Raw genomic sequence first — 16,315 nt, forward strand, 5'->3', positions numbered from 1 at the left:
CCCGTCGGGGCGGCTCCCTACACTGGCCGCGTGTCCGATCCGCAGCCCCCCGCCCAGCCCGCCGGGCCCGTCTACCTCGATCACGCCGCCACGCACCCGGTCCTGCCGGCGGCGGCCCGTGCCGTGCAAGAGCAGCTGCTGCGCGGCGGCAACCCGTCCTCGCTGCACGGCTCCGGGCGCGCCGCCCGCCGCGTGCTGGAGGAGTCCCGGGACGCGATCGCGGCAGCCCTGGAGGCCGATCCGGTCGAGGTCATCCTGACCTCGGGCGGCACCGAGGCCGACAACCTGGCCGTGAAGGGGCTGTGGGAGGCCCGGACCGCGCAGGACCCGAGCCGACGCCGGGTGATCGTCTCGAGCATCGAGCATCCTGCGGTCCAGGAGCCAGCCGAGCATCTCTCCCAGCACTGCGGCGCGCAGCTCGAGGTGCTGGAGGTCGATGAGCTCGGCCGCACGGACCCCGCCCAGCTGAAGGCGATGCTCGCCCGCGATCCGGGATCGGTGGCCCTGGTGGCCGTGATGTGGGCGAACAACGAGGTCGGCACCGTCCAGCCGATCGCCGAGCTGGCGGAGGTCTGCGCCGAGTTCCAGGTCCCGCTGCACGTGGATGCCGTCCAGGCGCTGGGGGCCCTGCCGATCAGCTCGCGGCTGCCCGGGCTGACCACGATCGCGGTCTCCGGGCACAAGATCGGCGCCCCGGTCGGAAGCGGCGCGCTCGTGGTGGGGCGCGCAGCGCAGATCCGCCCGCTGCTGCACGGCGGCGGACAGCAGCGCGGGCTGCGCCCCGGGACCCTGGATGCTGCCGGTGCGGCCGGGTTCGCGGCGGCGGTGCGGGAGGCCACGGCTGATCTGCCGGAGCAGGCGCGGCGTCTGGCGCAGCTGCGCGACCGCCTCATCGACGGCATCCGGGCGGCCGTGCCCCAGGCCGTGCTGCGGGGACCGCTGGATCGGCCTCACTCCGGGCTGCGCCTTCCCGGCAATGTCCATTTCACCTTCCCCGGCTGCGAGGGCGACTCCCTGCTCTTCCTGCTGGATGCGGCCGGATTCGCCACCTCGACCGGGTCTGCCTGCACCGCCGGCGTGCCGCGTCCGTCGCGGGTGCTGCTGGCCATGGGACTGGATGAGCGCACGGCCCGAGGCGCCCAGCGCTTCACCCTGGGGCGAGGCAGCACCGAGGCCGACGTCGACGCCCTGGTCGCGGCCCTGCCGCAGATTCACGCGCGCGCCCTGGCCGCAGGGCTCTCCGGCGCCTGAGCCGGCGCCCGACCGTCGTCGGGCAGCCCGCTGCGGCTCCGGGCGGACACGGCTGCCGTCGCACCGCTACCCTGGAGGGGCGATCCGGCGGACCCGCCGGTCATCGAGCACCCCGAAGCACTGTGAGGAGATCCCCATGCGCGTCCTGGCAGCCATGTCCGGGGGAGTGGACTCCGCCGTCGCGGCGGCGCGCGCCGTCGAGGCCGGGCACGACGTCACCGGCGTGCACCTGGCCCTGAACCGCATGCCCGGCACGCTGCGCACCGGTTCGCGCGGGTGCTGCACCGTGGAGGACTCGAACGATGCCTGGCGGGCGGCCGAGAAGCTGGGCATCCCGTTCTACGTGTGGGACTTCTCCGAGCGCTTCCAGGCCGATGTGGTGGACGACTTCATCAGCGAGTACGCCGCCGGGCGCACCCCGAACCCCTGCCTGCGCTGCAATGAGAAGATCAAGTTCGAGGCCCTGCTCGACAAGGCCATGGCACTGGGCTTCGACGCCGTGTGCACCGGCCACTACGCGTCCGTGATCGAGGTCGACGGCCGCCCCGAGCTGCACCGGGCCGCCGAGGACGCGAAGGACCAGTCCTACGTGCTGGGCGTGCTCGACGAGCAGCAGCTGCGCCACTGCCTCTTCCCGCTGGCGCCCACTCCCTCCAAGGCGCTCGTGCGCGAGGAGGCGCAGCGCCGCGGACTGTCGGTGGCCGCCAAGCCGGATTCGCACGACATCTGCTTCATCCCCGACGGCGACACCCGCGGCTGGCTGGCCGAACGGGTCGAGATGCGTCCCGGGGCGATCGTCGACGACGACGGCCGGCAGCTCGGCAGCCACGACGGCGCGCTGGCCTACACCGTCGGCCAGCGCAGGGGCCTGCACCTGGGCACTCCGGCCCCCGACGGCAAGCCCCGCTTCGTCCTGGAGATCCGGCCCAAGACCGACGAGGTCGTGGTGGGCCCGCGGGAGCACCTGGCGGTCGACGAGATCCGGGGCATCCGCCTGTCCTGGGCCGGTCGCCCCGTGCCCGAGTTCGAGCGCTTCCAGCAGGATGCCCGGACCAGCGCGGGCCGGGTCTCCGAGGAAATCGAGGTCCAGGTCCAGGTGCGGGCCCACGGCGAGGCCCTGCCCGGCCGGGCTCGGCTCGAGGACGCCGAGGACGACGGGCAGCTGCGCACCGAGCTGGTGCTCGAGCTCGACGAGCCCCTGAGCGCGGTGGCCCCGGGGCAGTCGGCCGTCGTCTACCAGGGCACCCGCGTGCTCGGGCAGGCCACGATCGCCTCCGCCCAGGCCGCTTCCCGGGCCTCCTCGCCCGCCCGCTGACCTAGGATCGAGACCATGAGCTCCGACGATCAGACCGCCAGCGCCCCGCGCCCGGCCGAGTCCCTCGGCACCGAAGAGGTCCTCGCCCAGCTGCGGGCCATGCGCGGCACCATCGACAACCTCGACGCCGTGCTCGTCAACGTCCTGGCCGAGCGCTTCAAGGCCACCCAGCGCGTGGGAGAGCTCAAGGCGGCCAACGACCTTCCGGCAGGGGACCCCGAGCGCGAGTCCCAGCAGATCGAGCGGCTGCGCCGTCTGGCCCAGGACGCCGAGCTGGATCCGGAGTTCGCGCAGAAGATCCTCAGCTTCATCATCAGCGAGGTCATCCGCCATCACGAGCGCATCGCGGAGGAGCACCGCGCGGGAACCGAGCGGTGAGCGCACGATCCTCCGAGACGGCCGTCCTGCCTCAGGAGCCGACGCGCACGCGCGCCACGGTCGTGGGCGGACTGCCCGGCACCAGCGCGGTGGAGGCCTTCACGGTCATGCGCGGCGAGCTCGGGGCGCCGCATCGCAGCGGGCTGCTGCCGCTGCCCCAGCGCTCGGACGTGGCCGATGACCTGCCGCGCACGGTCGCCGTGCTCACCGAGCTGTGGTGCGACCTGCAGCCGCACGGCTGGCGCCTGCAGCGCCACGACTCCAAGGAATCCCGGGCCGCCCGATCCCTGCTGGCCAGCGACCTCAATGTGCTGGCCGATGTCATCGGCGCCGAGTCCGACGGCGACCTGGAGCCGGTCACCACGCAGCTGCTGGGCCCGACCGCCCTGGCCGCCCGTCTGCACCTGCACGGCGGCGAGCGAGTGCTGCGCGATCACGGCGCTCGCCGGGACCTGGTCGACTCGCTGGCAGACGGCCTCGGCGAGCACCTCTCAGCGCTGCGCCAGTCGATCGGCCCGCGGGGGATCGTCGTGCGCCTGGCCGAGCCCGAGCTGCTGCGCGTGCTCGAGGGTCGGATCCCCACCGCCAGCGGCTATCAGACCCTGCGGGCCGTGCCGTGGTCGGAGGTCCGCGAGGGGCTCGAGCGCGTGGTCGAAGCCGCGCGGTCCGCCGGGGCGCTCAGCGTCGAGCTGCAGCTTCCGGAGGGCCTGGAGCCGGCGCGGGCCCTGGGAGTCGGCGCGGACCGGATCGTGGTGTCCGCCCCCGGTCCCAGCGCTCGCGACTGGGAGCCGCTGGCCGAGATCCAGGACTCGGGCACGGACCTGTGCCTGCTGCTGCCGCACCTGGTCGAGGGCCTGTCCCGGCCGTCGTCGACCTCGCGCGAGGTCGAGGCGATCGTCCGGCCGATCAGCGAGGTCGGCATGCCGCTGAAGGAGCTGTCGCGGCTGATGGTCGCGGTCGGCCCAGGGCTCGAGGAGCTGGCCCCCGACCGGCTGCAGTCCGTGCTCGGCCGCGTCGCGGACATCGCCCGAGGGCTCGAGGACACCGCCCGGGAGGCGTGAGCTCGAGCGGGCGCGTCGTCGGGCGGATCCGCATCGGCCACGCTTCCGCGGCTGGGGTGCCCGCCTGCGGGCGGCAGAGCTGACATGATGGACGGGAGCCCACCCTCGCACGACCAGCACGCCGCGCTGCCGCAGGGATCCGGGCAGATGTCGCGAAGCAGAGAGGCGATCCGGTGGCCAAGGCAAAAATCCTCGTGGTGGATGATGACGCAGCACTGGCGGAGATGATCGGCATCATCCTCAACGCCGAGGACTACGAGACGATCTTCTGCGCCGACGGAGCCGAGGCCGTGGAGGCCTTCCGCCAGGCCGAGCCGGATGTGGTGCTGCTCGACCTGATGCTGCCCGGCAAGGACGGCATCCAGATCTGCGGCGAGATCCGGGAGTTCTCGGACACCTCGATCGTGATGCTGACCGCCAAGTCGGACACCGACGACGTCGTGCGCGGCCTGGAGGCCGGGGCCGACGACTACATCCCCAAGCCCTTCAAGCCCGCCGAGCTGCTGGCCCGCGTGAAGGCCCGGCTGCGCCCGGGCTCGCGCGCCACCTCGACCGAGCTCGTGGTCGGCGACGTCACCGTGGACATCACCGGCCACCGCGTGCTGCGCGGACAGGAGGAGATCGCCCTGACCCCGCTCGAGTTCGAGCTGCTGGCTACCCTGGCGCGCTCGCCCGAGCAGGTCTTCACCCGCGACATGCTGCTGCGCCAGGTGTGGGGCTACCACAACGCCGCCGACACCCGCCTGGTCAACGTCCACGTCCAGCGGTTGCGCTCCAAGGTCGAGCGCGACCCCGAGAACCCGCAGATCATCGTCACCGTGCGCGGCGTCGGCTACCGGGCCGGGCACGAGCACCGCTGAGAACCTCCCAGAACCCCCTCGTCATGACCGACCCCTCCTCCACCGGCGCCCACGGCTCGTCCGCGGTCGCCGGCGCGCGCCCGGACGACGAGTCCGTGGCGGGCTCGGCGGGACCCACGCTTCCTGTGGGAGTCGTCGATGTCCCCGGACAGGAGACGGTCGTCCATACCGACCCCCGCGCCGCACGCAGGCGGCGGCGCCGGTACCGCGGACCCATCGGCGGGGCGCGCCTGCGCCTTCGGCTGGTGCTGCGGCGCTGGCGGCACTCCCTGCAGTTCCGTGCCGTGTCGATCGCGCTGGTCGGGGCGCTGATCGTCTTCCTGGTCACGGGCAGCTTCCTCTCGCACCAGATCTCCGAGCGGCTGTTCAACGACACCCTGGGCCAGGCGCTGAGCCAGTCCGAGGCCGACTACCGCAGCGTGCAGGCCAGCTTCGATGCCTCCGAGGGCGGCGACCAGGAGCAGCTGCAGACCCTCGTGTCCTCCACCCTGAGCGGGCTGGACTCCGGCAGCGACCGGGCGCGCAGCCGCTGGGTGCTGCTGCCGCTGCACGACGAGGACGACAGCGGCGACGACTCGCTCCCGCCCCAGTCGGAGAAGCCGTGGCTGGGCGAGCAGACCATCCCGGCGGAGCTGCAGGAGGAGGTCGCCGACAGCGTGGGCGTGGACGAGGGCATGTACTGGCAGTCCGGCTCGGCGCAGATCGACGAGAACGGACCCTCCGTGCCCGTCGTGATCGTCGGCCAGGTCGTGGAGCCGAGGCAGGGCTCGCCGTACGGGCTCTACTTCGTCCACGACTTCTCCCAGCCCCAGCGCACCCTGGATGCCATGCACGCGGTGCTGGTTCTGGCCACGCTGGTCCAGGCGCTGCTGGTCTCGGGCGTGGTCTGGTACGTGACCCGCGAGATCGTGCGCCCGGTGACCTACACGGCCCGGTCCTCCGAGTCGCTGGCCGACGGCAACCTCGATGCCCGCATGGAGGTCCACGGCTCGCACGAGGTCGCCCGGCTGGGCCGATCGTTCAACCGCATGGCCGACAACCTCGCGGATCAGATCACCCGCCTCGAGCAGCTCTCGTCCATGCAGCAGACCTTCGTCTCGGACGTCTCCCACGAGCTGCGCACGCCGCTGACCACGGTCCGCATGGCCGCCGAGGTCCTGCACAATGCGCGCGACGACTTCGACCCCGTCAACCGGCGCTCCGCGGAGCTGCTGTACCACCAGGTCGACCGCTTCGACGTCCTGCTCGCCGACCTGCTCGAGATCTCCCGCTTCGACGCCGGTGCGGCGCGCCTGGAGATCACCGGGGTCAACATCATCCAGCAGATCACCGGGGTGCTCGAGACCGCCGCCCCCCTGGCCGCCAATGCCGACACGGTGATCCGCGTGCACGCCGACCGCCAGCGGATCCTGGTGCAGATGGATCAGCGCCGCATCGAGCGGATCCTGCGCAACCTGGTGGTCAACGCGATCGAGCACGGCGAGGGCCGCCCGATCGACATCGTCGTGCGCGCCTCGGGCACCGCGGTGTCCGTGGCGGTGCGCGATCACGGCATCGGGCTCACCGAGGAGCAGACGGCCAAGGTCTTCGACCGCTTCTGGCGTGCGGACCCGGCGCGCGCCCGCACCACGGGCGGCACGGGGCTGGGGCTGTCGATCGCCGCCGAGGACACTCGTCTGCACGGCGGCTGGCTCGACGCCTGGGGCTCGCCCGGACAGGGCGCCTGCTTCCGGCTGTCCCTGCCGCTGCTGCAGTCGCGCCCGCTGTCCGAGGACGACGAGCCGCCCGTCGAGCTGCCGCCGGATCCGGAGTCCATGCCGGTCGTCGGCGTGGTGACGGACACCGGGACCATGGTCGTCATCCCGCTGGACCAGGACTCGGTGGTCTCGCGCTCCACCGGGCAGCTGCAGCTCGCGCAGATCCGTCGCGCGGCCGATGAGGCCGAGGACGAGGAGGAGCAGACCGCTCCCGAGGCGTCCCGGACTCCGGAGCAGGACGGGGCGCAGGCTTCCGGACCGGCGCCTTCGGGGGCGGCGCACGAGTCGATCGGCGGGACGTTCGTGGGGGCCTCGGCGGCCGGTCGCTCGGAGGGCGGCCCGCGCTTCACGCCCGTGGGGTCCGAGGCCTCCGGCGCGCCGAGCGATCCGACAGGCGGGCACGGCGACGGCTCAGGCATGCGCAGCGGCGCGCTCGACGGCGGACGCAGCGCCCCTCTGCCTGATGAGCCGATCGGCGGCACGGCCTTCCGCGATGCTCCGGCTCCCGATCAGCCGCCCGCCTACTTCGAGGAGGACGACCTGGACGAGTCCTACGAGGACCTGTTCCCGGATGACACCGGCGAGCTCCCGGCCTTCCGCGAGCTGCCGGAGCAGCTGCCCGATCCCGAGCGCCGCGGCTCCGAGCCGGCCGATCCGGAGGGCCCCCATGACGACGACGCCGATGGAAGGAGCTCGTCATGAGCCAGGACATCCCCGATCCGCGGGCAGCAGGTGCGCGCGGCTCGCGCGCTCGCCTGGCGCTGTCCATGGGCGTCGTCGGCTCCCTGGTGCTGGGCGGCTGCGCGTCGATCCCCACGTCCGGTCCCGTGCACGTGGCCGAGCCGCCAACGTCCTCGACCACCGAGTCCGCCGAGCCGGAGTTCGCTGCTCCTGCCCCCGGGGCGAGTCCCGAGCAGATCGTGACCGACTTCCTGGCAGCCGGACAGGGCGCCGCGGAGGACTACGCCGCGGCTCGCCGGTACCTGGCTCCGGAGCTGGCCGACAGCTGGCGCCCCGGGCAGCAGACCTATGTGTTCTCCGGAGAGGCGGGGATCCAGCAGGGGCTCGAGGACGACCAGGTCCGCGTGAGCGTGGACACCCGCGCCCAGATCGACGTCAACGGGATCATGAACCGGCAGGAGCCCGGCTCGACCGATGAGTTCGATCTCGAGCTCACCCAGGTCGACGGCGAATGGCGCATCTCCTCGGCCCCGGACGCCGTGCTCATCCCGGCCACGAACCTGGACGACGTCTATCAGCCCTACAACCTGTACTTCATGGAGCCGGGCGGCGAATACGCCGTGCCGGACCCCCGCTGGTTCCCGGATCGGCCCGTGGTCTCCACGCAGCTGATGCGCGCGCTGATCAACGGCCCGGCTCCCTACCTGGACGGTGCCGTGCGCTCCCACATCCCGGAGGGAGCCGAGCTCGCAGAGGGCTCCACGGTGCCCATCCAGGACGGGGAGGCCTCGGTCGAGATGACCATCCCGGACTTCAGCACCGCTGATCTGGAGACCACGCAGGGCATCTACGGGCAGATCATGCTCACGCTCCAGGACCTCGAGTCGGTCGACAGCGTCGCGATGTCCGTCAACGACTCCGTCGTGGAGCTGGCACCCGATGAGGCCGCCGACCTGCCTTCCACCGTCGCCTCCGTGCCCGGGCGACAGATCGCCCTGCGCGACGAGGAGCTCGTGTTCCACCAGGGCGGGCAGATCAGCCCGGTGCCCGAGCTCGCTGATGCCCTCGAGGGGCGCTCGCCCGCCGCGCCGGCCATGAGCCGGGAGATGGATCAGTTCGCGGCGCTGGCCGACGACGCCGAGACCATGGTGACGTTTTCCTCGGCCGCTCCCCGGCCGGTGGACCGCGTCAGCGGCTCCGGGCTCACGGATCCGTCCGTGGATCAGCACGGCTGGGCCTGGACCGCCGACGACGAGGGAGCGATCAGCACCGCGAGCATCGACGAGCCCGGCCGCCCGGCCCTGCAGGTGCAGGCGGATTCGCTGGAGGGCGTCCCGATCGCCAGCCTGCGAGTCTCCCGCGGAGGCACCCGTGCCCTCATCCTCACCGACGAGGGCGACGACTCCCGGATCCTGTTGGCCGGCATCATCCGCCGCGGCGATGGCGAGCCCGTGCGGCTCAACGACCCGCAGCTGGTGGATCTGGACGCCGTCGAGCCTCCGGCCTACGCCGCCTGGATCAGCGATTCGGCCTTCGTCGTGGCAGCCGAGCGGGACTCCAGCAGCACGCCGGAGGTCTATGACGTCTCGGGTCGCCACCGCAGCCTGCCGACCGTGGTCGACGGCGTGCAGAACATCGCCGGCGGCGACGGCGAAGGCGAGATCTACGTGGAGAGCGACGGCGAGCTGCGCCTGCTCACCGGCGAGGCCTGGTCGCCGCAGACCGACGAGGTCTCGGACGTCGCCTACGCCGGCTGAGCCGCCGCCGGGTCGTCCGGGCTCCACAGGCCGTTTCGCCTCCGCTGCGCGGGCCGCGGGAGTCGCGGGGCGCCACGAAGGCGGTCCGGGTCCTCTGCCGATCAGAGATCCTGCCGCCGTGAGCCAGCCCGTGAGTCGTCGAGCCCGGTCCGGGCGCAGCAGCAGCGCGGCCTCTGGGAAGTCCCTGGGGCTGCGCCTGGCCCGGGCGGGCCAGGTCGCCCTTCGAGGGATCGAGCCTCTCGTGCCGGTCCAGTGCGCGGTGTGCCGGGAGCCGGGGGAGTCGGTGTGCCGTCCCTGTCGTCGCCTGCTGCACCGAAGCTGCTCGCGACCGCGCCGGGTGGAGACCGGCGCCGCTCAGCTCGGCGGGCTGCCGGTCGTGGCCGCTGGGTCGTACGAGTTCGAGCTGGCGGTGTGCCTGATGGCCTTCAAGGACGGCGGGCGGTCCGATCTGCTTCCCGTGCTCGCACCGATCCTCGCTCGCGCCGTGCGCGCCGGGCTCGGGGAGGACTCTGCGGATCAGGTCCTCGTGCCGATCCCCACGTCCGCTCGAGCGCTGCGGCGCCGGTGGTCCGATCCGGTGGGCGAGCTGCTGGCAAGGGCGGGGCGCGAGGGCCTGCTGCCGGCAGGCGCGCGGATCGAGCCGTGGCTCGCCCACCGATCGCGCACGGCAGGGGCCGCTCTGCACCTCGGGCCCGCGCCGTGGACGGGGTCGCAGAAGACCCGCGACGCCGCCGGACGCGCACGTGCCGAGGACCCGTTCGTGCTGCAGCGCCCGGGGCGGCGGCTGCGCTCGCCGGTGCCGGTCTCGGCGGTGCTCGTCGACGACGTCCTCACCACGGGCTCCACACTGCGCCGGGCGGCGCGCCGGCTCGAGGCGGGCGGCATCGAGGTGCGGGGCGCCGTCGTGCTGGGCGCGGTGGGCGCGCCCTCAGCGCAGACCGCAAGGTCGGCGCGCGAATCTCCGGAGGCCGGTGGATGAATCGCAGGTGTGAGCCGGGTAATATCCTGTTACCGGGACCCCTCGTCCCGGGTGGGGGTCGCCCTCGTCGGCCTCCGCAGGGTCTACCACGGACTGTCCCCCGTCCTGCGGGAGCCGGTCCGCTGACTGGGAGGACATCATGGAACTCACCATCCAGGGCCGGAACGTCACCATCTCCGATCGCTTCCGCGAATACGTCGAGACCAAGGTGACGAGGTTCGAGGAGCTGGGCGACAAGGTCCAGCGGATCGAGATCAAGGTCCTCAAGGAGAACCCCCAGCCCGGCCACGACGGCATGCGTGTCGAGGCCACCGTCATCGGCCGCGGACCCGTGGTGCGCGCCGAGGCCCGCGGCGATGACAAGCAGGCGGCCTTCGACTCCGCCTACGCCAAGCTCATCGAGCAGCTGCGCCGCGCGCGCGATCGCCGCAAGATCCACCGCGGCAACCACCGCCCCACCGCCGTCCACGAGGCCACCGCCGCCCTTCCGGTCCTGCCGATCAGCGACCGCCCCTACGCGTCCCCGGAGGAGCTCTCGGCGGCGGAGTCCGAGGCCTTCGACACCGAGTACGCGCTGAGCGAGGACGTCCCGCCCGTCGAGATCCGCCGCAAGAGCTTTCCGGCAGAGCGGATGAGCGCGGACCAGGCCATCGACCGCATGGAGCTCGTCGGGCACGACTTCTTCCTCTACATCGACTCGGCCACGGACGAGCCCTCCGTGGCCTACCGCCGAAAGGGCTGGGAATACGGTGTGATCTCCCTCAGCGCCTCCGTCGCCGAGCCGGAGACCGTGGAGGAGAGGGCCTACCAGGCCAGCTGAGCGGAACCCCCCCCCGCCGGGCCGCGGGCTCGGCCTGGAAGCCGCTCGTGCGGACTTCGCGCTCAGCGCACCGCAGACGCGACCGGAGGACTCCCGGTCGCGTCTGCGCTCATGCGCCCTGCCGTAGACTGTCCTGAGTCGCCGGCCGACCCCACGGCCTCGGACCGGGGAGCTCGTCGCGGGAGGTCCCGTGCCGTGCCTCGGATCGACCACGGCGACGCAGCCCCCACGATCAAGGAGCGTGTGCCAGTGGCGTCCATCCTGGAGAAGGTGCTCCGGACCGGCGACAAGAAGGTCCTGCGCCGCCTGCGGTCCTATGCCGATGCGATCAACACGCTCGAGGACGGCTTCAGAAAGTTCACCGACGCCGAGCTGCGTGCGGAGACGGACGCATTCCGCCAGCGCCTCGAGGACGGCGAGTCCCTGGACCGCATGCTCCCAGAGGCCTTCGCCGTGGTCCGCGAGGCGTCGCACCGCGTGCTGGGCAAGCGCCATTACGACGTCCAGCTCATGGGCGGGGCCGCGCTGCACCTGGGCAACATCGCCGAGATGAAGACCGGCGAGGGCAAAACCCTGGTGGCCACCGCGCCCGCCTACCTCAATGCGCTGTCCGGCAAGGGCGTCCACGTCATCACGGTCAACGACTATCTGGCCTCCTCCCAGGCGGAGCAGATGGGCCGCGTCTACCGCTTCCTGGGCATGGAGACCGGCACGATCCTGGCGGGCCAGTCCCCGGATGTCCGCCGCAAGCAGTACGCCGCGGACATCACCTACGGCACGAACAACGAGTTCGGCTTCGACTACCTGCGCGACAACATGGCCTGGTCGGTCGACGAGCTGGTGCAGCGCGGGCACAACTTCGCGATCGTCGACGAGGTCGACTCGATCCTCATCGACGAGGCCCGCACCCCGCTGATCATCTCCGGTCCGGCCTCCGGCGAGGCCAACCGCTGGTACTCGGTCTTCGCCTCGCTCGTCGAGCGGCTGGAGCTGGACGAGGACTACGAGGCCGACGAGAAGAAGCGCACGGTCTCCGTGCTGGAGCCCGGCATCGACAAGGTCGAGGACTGGCTGGGCATCGAGAACCTCTACGACACCTCCAACACGCCGCTGATCGGTTTCCTGAACAACGCCCTGAAGGCCAAGGAGCTCTTCGCCCGAGACAAGGACTACGTCGTGGTCAAGGGCGAGGTCCAGATCGTCGACGAGCACACCGGACGCATCCTGAAGGGCCGTCGGTACAACGAGGGCCAGCACCAGGCGATCGAGGCCAAGGAGAAGGTGAAGGTCAAGCCCGAGAACCAGACCATGGCGACCATCACCCTGCAGAACTACTTCCGCCTCTACGACAAGCTCGGCGGCATGACCGGCACCGCCGAGACCGAGGCGGCCGAGTTCATGAACACCTACGAGCTCGGCGTGGTGGCCATCGAGACCAACCGGCCCATGGTCCGCGAGGACCGGGAGGATCTGGTCTACAAGAACGAGGTCGTGAAGTTCGCGGCCGTGGTCCAGGACATCGAGCAGCGCCATGAGACGGGCCAGCCCATCCTGGTGGGCACCACGTCGGTGGAGAAGTCCGAGTACCTCTCCAAGCTGCTGTCCAAGCGGGGCATCCGGCACGAGGTCCTCAACGCCAAGAACAACGAGCGCGAGGCCGCCATCGTGGCCCAGGCCGGGCGCAAGGGCTCCGTCACGGTGGCGACCAACATGGCCGGTCGCGGCACGGACATCATCCTGGGCGGCAATGCCGAGGCCATCGCCATGGAGCGCATGAAGGAGCTCGGCCTGGACCCGGACCGGGACCCGGAGGGCTACGAGCAGAAGTGGCCCGAGATCCTGGAGGCCGCGGAGCAGGAGATCGGCGACGAGCACGAGACGGTCAAGGAGCTCGGCGGGCTGTACGTGCTGGGCACGGAGCGCCACGAGTCCCGTCGCATCGACAACCAGCTGCGCGGGCGCGCCGGCCGTCAGGGCGACCCCGGCGAGTCGCGCTTCTACCTGTCCCTGAACGACGACCTCATGCGCCTGTTCAACGCCGGCGGCGCCTCTCGCCTGATGGCCAACGCCGCGGAGGACACCGCACTGGAGTTCCGGATCGTCTCCCGGGCGATCGCCTCGGCGCAGAACATGGTCGAGGGCCGCAATGCCGAGCAGCGCAAGAACGTCCTGAAGTACGACGACGTCCTGAACCGCCAGCGCACCGCGATCTACGCCGACCGCCGCCGGATCCTCGAGGGCCACGACCTCCAGGATCAGGTGCAGCAGTTCCTCCGGGAGGTCGTGGGCTCGATCGTGGTCGAGAAGACCAGCTCGGGGCACCCCGAGGACTGGGACCTTGACGCGCTGTGGGAGGCCCTGCGCACGGTCTACCCGGTCTCGGTCTCCCAGGACGAGCTGATCGAGGAAGCGGGCGGGCGCGACAAGCTCAGCACCGAGTTCCTGCGGGAGCAGCTGGTCTCGGACGCCGAGGTCGTCTACGAGGAGCGCGAGGAGCAGATCGGCTCCGAGGCCATGCGCAACCTCGAGCGCCGAGTGGTGCTCTCCGTGCTGGGCCGCAAGTGGCCGGAGCACCTCTACGAGATGGACTATCTCAAGGACGGCATCGGGCTGCGCGCCATGGCTCAGCGCGATCCGCTGGTCGAGTACCAGCGCGAGGGCCACATCATGTACCAGAACCTGATGGACGGCATCCGCGAGGAGACGGTGACCTACCTCTTCTCGGTGGATCTCAGCTCGCAGCGCGCCAACGCCGGCGGCGGACCGCTGGGGGCCGGGCTGCCGAAGCAGCCCAAGTTCCTCCAGTACTCCGCACCCAGTGAGAGCGGACGCACCCAGGTGCGCACCGAGCGCAGCGGCGCGAAGTCCTCCGAGGCCTCCTCCCGGGGATCGGCAGAGGCCTCGGCTCCGACCGCGTCGTCGGTCTCGGATCCGGCGGCCTCCGGCGGCGAGGCCCCGGCCCAGCCGCGATCGCGCGCCGAGCGCCGTGCCGCGGAGGCCAAGGCCGCGCGCGAGGCCAAGAAGCGGGCGTCGTCCGAGGACTGAGGACGTTGCGCCCATGAGGGACGGTCCGGGCAGGTCGGAGGGGCCGGGCGGAGGCGAGTGCCTCCGCCCGGCCCCTCTTCCGTGCTCGGGCGGCCCCGCAGGGATGGTTCAGCCGACCTCCAGGACCGTGATGCGCCAGGCCTCCTCCTGCCGCTCGGCCCGCACCACGACCGCGCGGGAGCGGGCGTCGTCGCAGATGACCAGGGCTGCCTCGTAGATTCCGGCGTCCACCGCGCACACGCGCTGGCTGCGGACCTCCGAGTGCTGATGGACGCGGTGCACGGGCGCCTCAGCGGGTTCCAGAGCTCTGCGCCTCTGCAGGAGGACGGCTCGGCGATGAAGACGATCCACGATCTCCGGCTCGGCCCAGCGGGCGAGCTGCCTGGCGGGCCGGGCGCCGGCCAGGACCTCGACGGCAGCGACGGCGACGGCTCGGATCAGAGCCGTGGCGCGCTCGCGCTCGGTGCCAGGGGCGCTCGGTCGCGGAGCTGTGCGCTGCTGCTGACGCCAGACGTACGGGCGGGCCGTGCCTGGTGCGGCGGTGCGATCCCCGGTGCGCGGGGTCGGCGGGCGGTGCGAGGTGATGGGCATGGCGGACTCCTGGGGCAGTCAGGGACGGAAGGGCGGGTGGAAGAGACGGCAGCGGGGCGGGGCCGGGCCGGTGACAGCGTCTCGAGCGGACCGGGCCGGCCGGTCTCACTGCTCGGGCAGCAGCTGCGGCGGGACCTGCAGGACGGTCCCGGCGGCCACCTGATCCGGGTCCCGGATCTGATCGGCGTTGGCCTCCCACAGCAGAGGCCAGGACCGGGCGATCTCCGCCGCCGAGGCATGGGGCCCCAGCAGCTGACCGGTCAGCGACCACAGGCTCTCTCCGCTGCGCAGGACCAGCGTGGCCTGGGCCAGGCGGTCCTGGATCCGCTCCGGCGAGGTCTGCGGCGGAGACGCATGCACGATGGGTGCGGACTCTGCGGTCGCGGCTCCGGTGGGTGCTGCGTCGAGGGCGCCGGGCATCGTCGCAGCGCTCCACAAGGGGCTCACCGGCGAGCCGACCGCGGTGCGGGGGCTCTGGACCGGCAGATCGCTGGCGCTCTCGCGCTGCTCGTCAGGTGCCGGGGCCTCGACCTGCGCGTCTGCGGAGGCGGGGGCCGCCCAGGCGCTCGCGGCGGCACCGCCGGCCAGGAGCAGGACGGTCCCGGTGCCCAGACCGCGCCGGGCGGACGAGCCGTGAGGCCGGCCGGATGCGCTGAGTCCGGCGGTGGATTCGACGGGCGGCGGGGGAGCGAAGCGGGCTGCGCACTGCACCGACATGGTTGCCTCCAGGCGTCATGGTCACCTGCTCTGCGCACCCCGCCCGAGCCGGAGGCCCGGAGCGTCAGATCCTTTCGGATGCTGTCATTTGATGCCATTTGGTGACTGTTGATGCTCATAGCTTCCAGTAGGGCGCGTCAGGTGTCAATCAACGATGATTCTCAATATGAAGCGCCGTGAAGGGATGTCTTTCGTAGACTCCGGGCAGGTCGGTCCACGGCCGGTCGCAGTGGCCTGCCGCGGGCGGGGCGTTCGGGAGACGGGGGAGCCGATGCGCTGGGATGAGCTGTTCGCGGACATGGAAGCGCAGCTGGCGGCCGAGCGCTTCCGGGACGTGGAGCGGGAGGCGGCCGAGCTGACTCGCGCCGAGACCGCGGAGGCGCTGCTGCAGGACCGATTCCTGGGCTGCGAGGGCGCAGCGGTCCACGTGGGGCTGCGAGGGGGCTCGTCGGTGCGCGGCGAGGCGGCCGGTGCCGGGATGGGCTGGGTCATGCTCGACGGCTCCGCGGTCCAGCTGCTGATCCCGCTGGAGTCGGTGCTGTGGGTCGAGGGGCTGGATCGGCGTCGCGGCGATCCGCAGCGCCGCAGCCGACTCGGGCTGGGACAGGCGGTGCGGGCGCTGGCGCAGGCCAGGGCGGGGGTGCGGGTGATCCTGGTCGACGGCGTGCCGGGCGCAGCGCTGGAGGGGACGATCGACCGGGCCGGGCGCGATCACCTGGATCTGGCGATGCACCCGGATGACGAGTTCCGGCGTCGTCGGGCGGTGCGCGCCACGCGGACGGTGCCCTTCTCGGCGATCGCCTGCGTGGTCTCGGACGCCGCGGCGGCCGGGCGCGCCTGAGGCCTCAGTCCAGGGAGGCGCCCGCGCGCACGGCTTCAGCGGTCTCCTGGTGACGCTTCTCGATCCACTGCTCGAAGCGCGCCTTCTCGACCCGCCATTGACCGCGGCCGCCGATCTGGATGGCCGGCAGCTCGCCCGAGCGGACCATGGCCCGGGCCTGGGAGGCCGAGATCGCCAGAATGTCGGCGACATCGGCCAGGGTGAGGAACTGCGGCTCTGCCATGGTGATCTCCTGAGATTCCGGGGTCGGGGCCGAGGCCGG

Annotated in this window: 14 protein-coding genes; 11 read left to right on the forward strand and 3 right to left on the reverse strand. The window is 72.1% G+C overall.

The genetic code is table 11. The annotated features are described in order from the left end of the window. Positions 1-30: 30 nt before the first annotated feature. From JOE55_RS11045 to secA, 10 genes are all read left to right on the forward strand, one after another. On the forward strand, positions 31-1,251 hold the full coding sequence (locus JOE55_RS11045) for an aminotransferase class V-fold PLP-dependent enzyme (RefSeq protein WP_204782941.1): 1,221 nt from the start codon (positions 31-33) through the stop codon (positions 1,249-1,251). A gap of 136 nt (positions 1,252-1,387) precedes the next feature. Next, positions 1,388-2,566 (forward strand): tRNA 2-thiouridine(34) synthase MnmA, encoded by a 1,179-nt coding sequence (gene mnmA, locus JOE55_RS11050; RefSeq protein ID WP_024290873.1) that lies wholly within the window; start codon positions 1,388-1,390, stop codon positions 2,564-2,566. Between the two features lie 15 nt (positions 2,567-2,581). After that, positions 2,582-2,944 carry a chorismate mutase gene (locus tag JOE55_RS11055; RefSeq protein WP_006215319.1) on the forward strand — a complete coding sequence of 121 codons (363 nt, stop codon included), beginning with the start codon at positions 2,582-2,584 and terminating at the stop codon, positions 2,942-2,944. Then, on the forward strand, positions 2,941-4,005 hold the full coding sequence (locus tag JOE55_RS11060; RefSeq protein WP_204782942.1) for a uroporphyrinogen decarboxylase/cobalamine-independent methonine synthase family protein: 1,065 nt from the start codon (positions 2,941-2,943) through the stop codon (positions 4,003-4,005). Before JOE55_RS11055 ends, JOE55_RS11060 begins: the two co-directional genes overlap by 4 nt. Positions 4,006-4,178: 173 nt before the next feature. Next, positions 4,179-4,865 (forward strand): MtrAB system response regulator MtrA, encoded by a 687-nt coding sequence (mtrA, locus tag JOE55_RS11065; protein WP_006215317.1) that lies wholly within the window; start codon positions 4,179-4,181, stop codon positions 4,863-4,865. A 23-nt stretch (positions 4,866-4,888) separates the two neighbouring features. Beyond that, complete coding sequence (mtrB, locus tag JOE55_RS11070; RefSeq protein WP_204782943.1) at positions 4,889-7,324, forward strand: MtrAB system histidine kinase MtrB; 2,436 nt, start codon at positions 4,889-4,891, stop codon at positions 7,322-7,324. Further along, positions 7,321-9,060, forward strand: a complete 1,740-nt coding sequence (locus JOE55_RS11075; protein ID WP_024290870.1) for an LpqB family beta-propeller domain-containing protein — start codon at positions 7,321-7,323, stop codon at positions 9,058-9,060. Before mtrB ends, JOE55_RS11075 begins: the two co-directional genes overlap by 4 nt. 118 nt (positions 9,061-9,178) lie before the next feature. Continuing rightward, on the forward strand, positions 9,179-10,039 hold the full coding sequence (locus tag JOE55_RS11080; RefSeq protein ID WP_204782944.1) for a phosphoribosyltransferase family protein: 861 nt from the start codon (positions 9,179-9,181) through the stop codon (positions 10,037-10,039). 139 nt (positions 10,040-10,178) lie between these two features. Next, positions 10,179-10,859, forward strand: a complete 681-nt coding sequence (gene hpf, locus JOE55_RS11085; RefSeq protein ID WP_024290868.1) for a ribosome hibernation-promoting factor, HPF/YfiA family — start codon at positions 10,179-10,181, stop codon at positions 10,857-10,859. A gap of 249 nt (positions 10,860-11,108) precedes the next feature. Further along, entirely contained in the window at positions 11,109-13,904 is a 2,796-nt protein-coding gene (gene secA / locus JOE55_RS11090) for a preprotein translocase subunit SecA (protein ID WP_024290867.1), read from the forward strand. 108 nt (positions 13,905-14,012) lie between these two features. Here the strand turns inward: secA and JOE55_RS11095 are convergent, their stop codons facing one another. Together JOE55_RS11095 and JOE55_RS11100 are read right to left on the reverse strand one after the other, a co-directional pair. Continuing rightward, a complete protein-coding gene (locus tag JOE55_RS11095) occupies positions 14,013-14,495 on the reverse strand; it encodes an Rv3235 family protein (RefSeq protein ID WP_061712732.1) in 483 nt (160 codons plus the stop codon). Between the two features lie 105 nt (positions 14,496-14,600). Next, complete coding sequence (locus tag JOE55_RS11100; protein ID WP_204782945.1) at positions 14,601-15,212, reverse strand: LysM peptidoglycan-binding domain-containing protein; 612 nt, start codon at positions 15,210-15,212, stop codon at positions 14,601-14,603. Positions 15,213-15,483: 271 nt separating this feature from the next. On the opposite strand from JOE55_RS11100, the gene JOE55_RS11105 reads away from it, so the two are divergent. Next, on the forward strand, positions 15,484-16,053 hold the full coding sequence (locus JOE55_RS11105) for a hypothetical protein (protein WP_024290864.1): 570 nt from the start codon (positions 15,484-15,486) through the stop codon (positions 16,051-16,053). A 4-nt stretch (positions 16,054-16,057) separates the two neighbouring features. On the opposite strand, the gene JOE55_RS11110 is transcribed toward JOE55_RS11105, so the two are convergent. Then, positions 16,058-16,276 carry a helix-turn-helix domain-containing protein gene (locus tag JOE55_RS11110; RefSeq protein WP_024290863.1) on the reverse strand — a complete coding sequence of 73 codons (219 nt, stop codon included), beginning with the start codon at positions 16,274-16,276 and terminating at the stop codon, positions 16,058-16,060. Between the last annotated feature and the right edge of the window lie 39 nt (positions 16,277-16,315).

The sequence above is a fragment of the Kocuria palustris genome, assembly GCF_016907795.1.
Classification (GTDB): Bacteria; Actinomycetota; Actinomycetes; order Actinomycetales; family Micrococcaceae; genus Kocuria; species Kocuria palustris.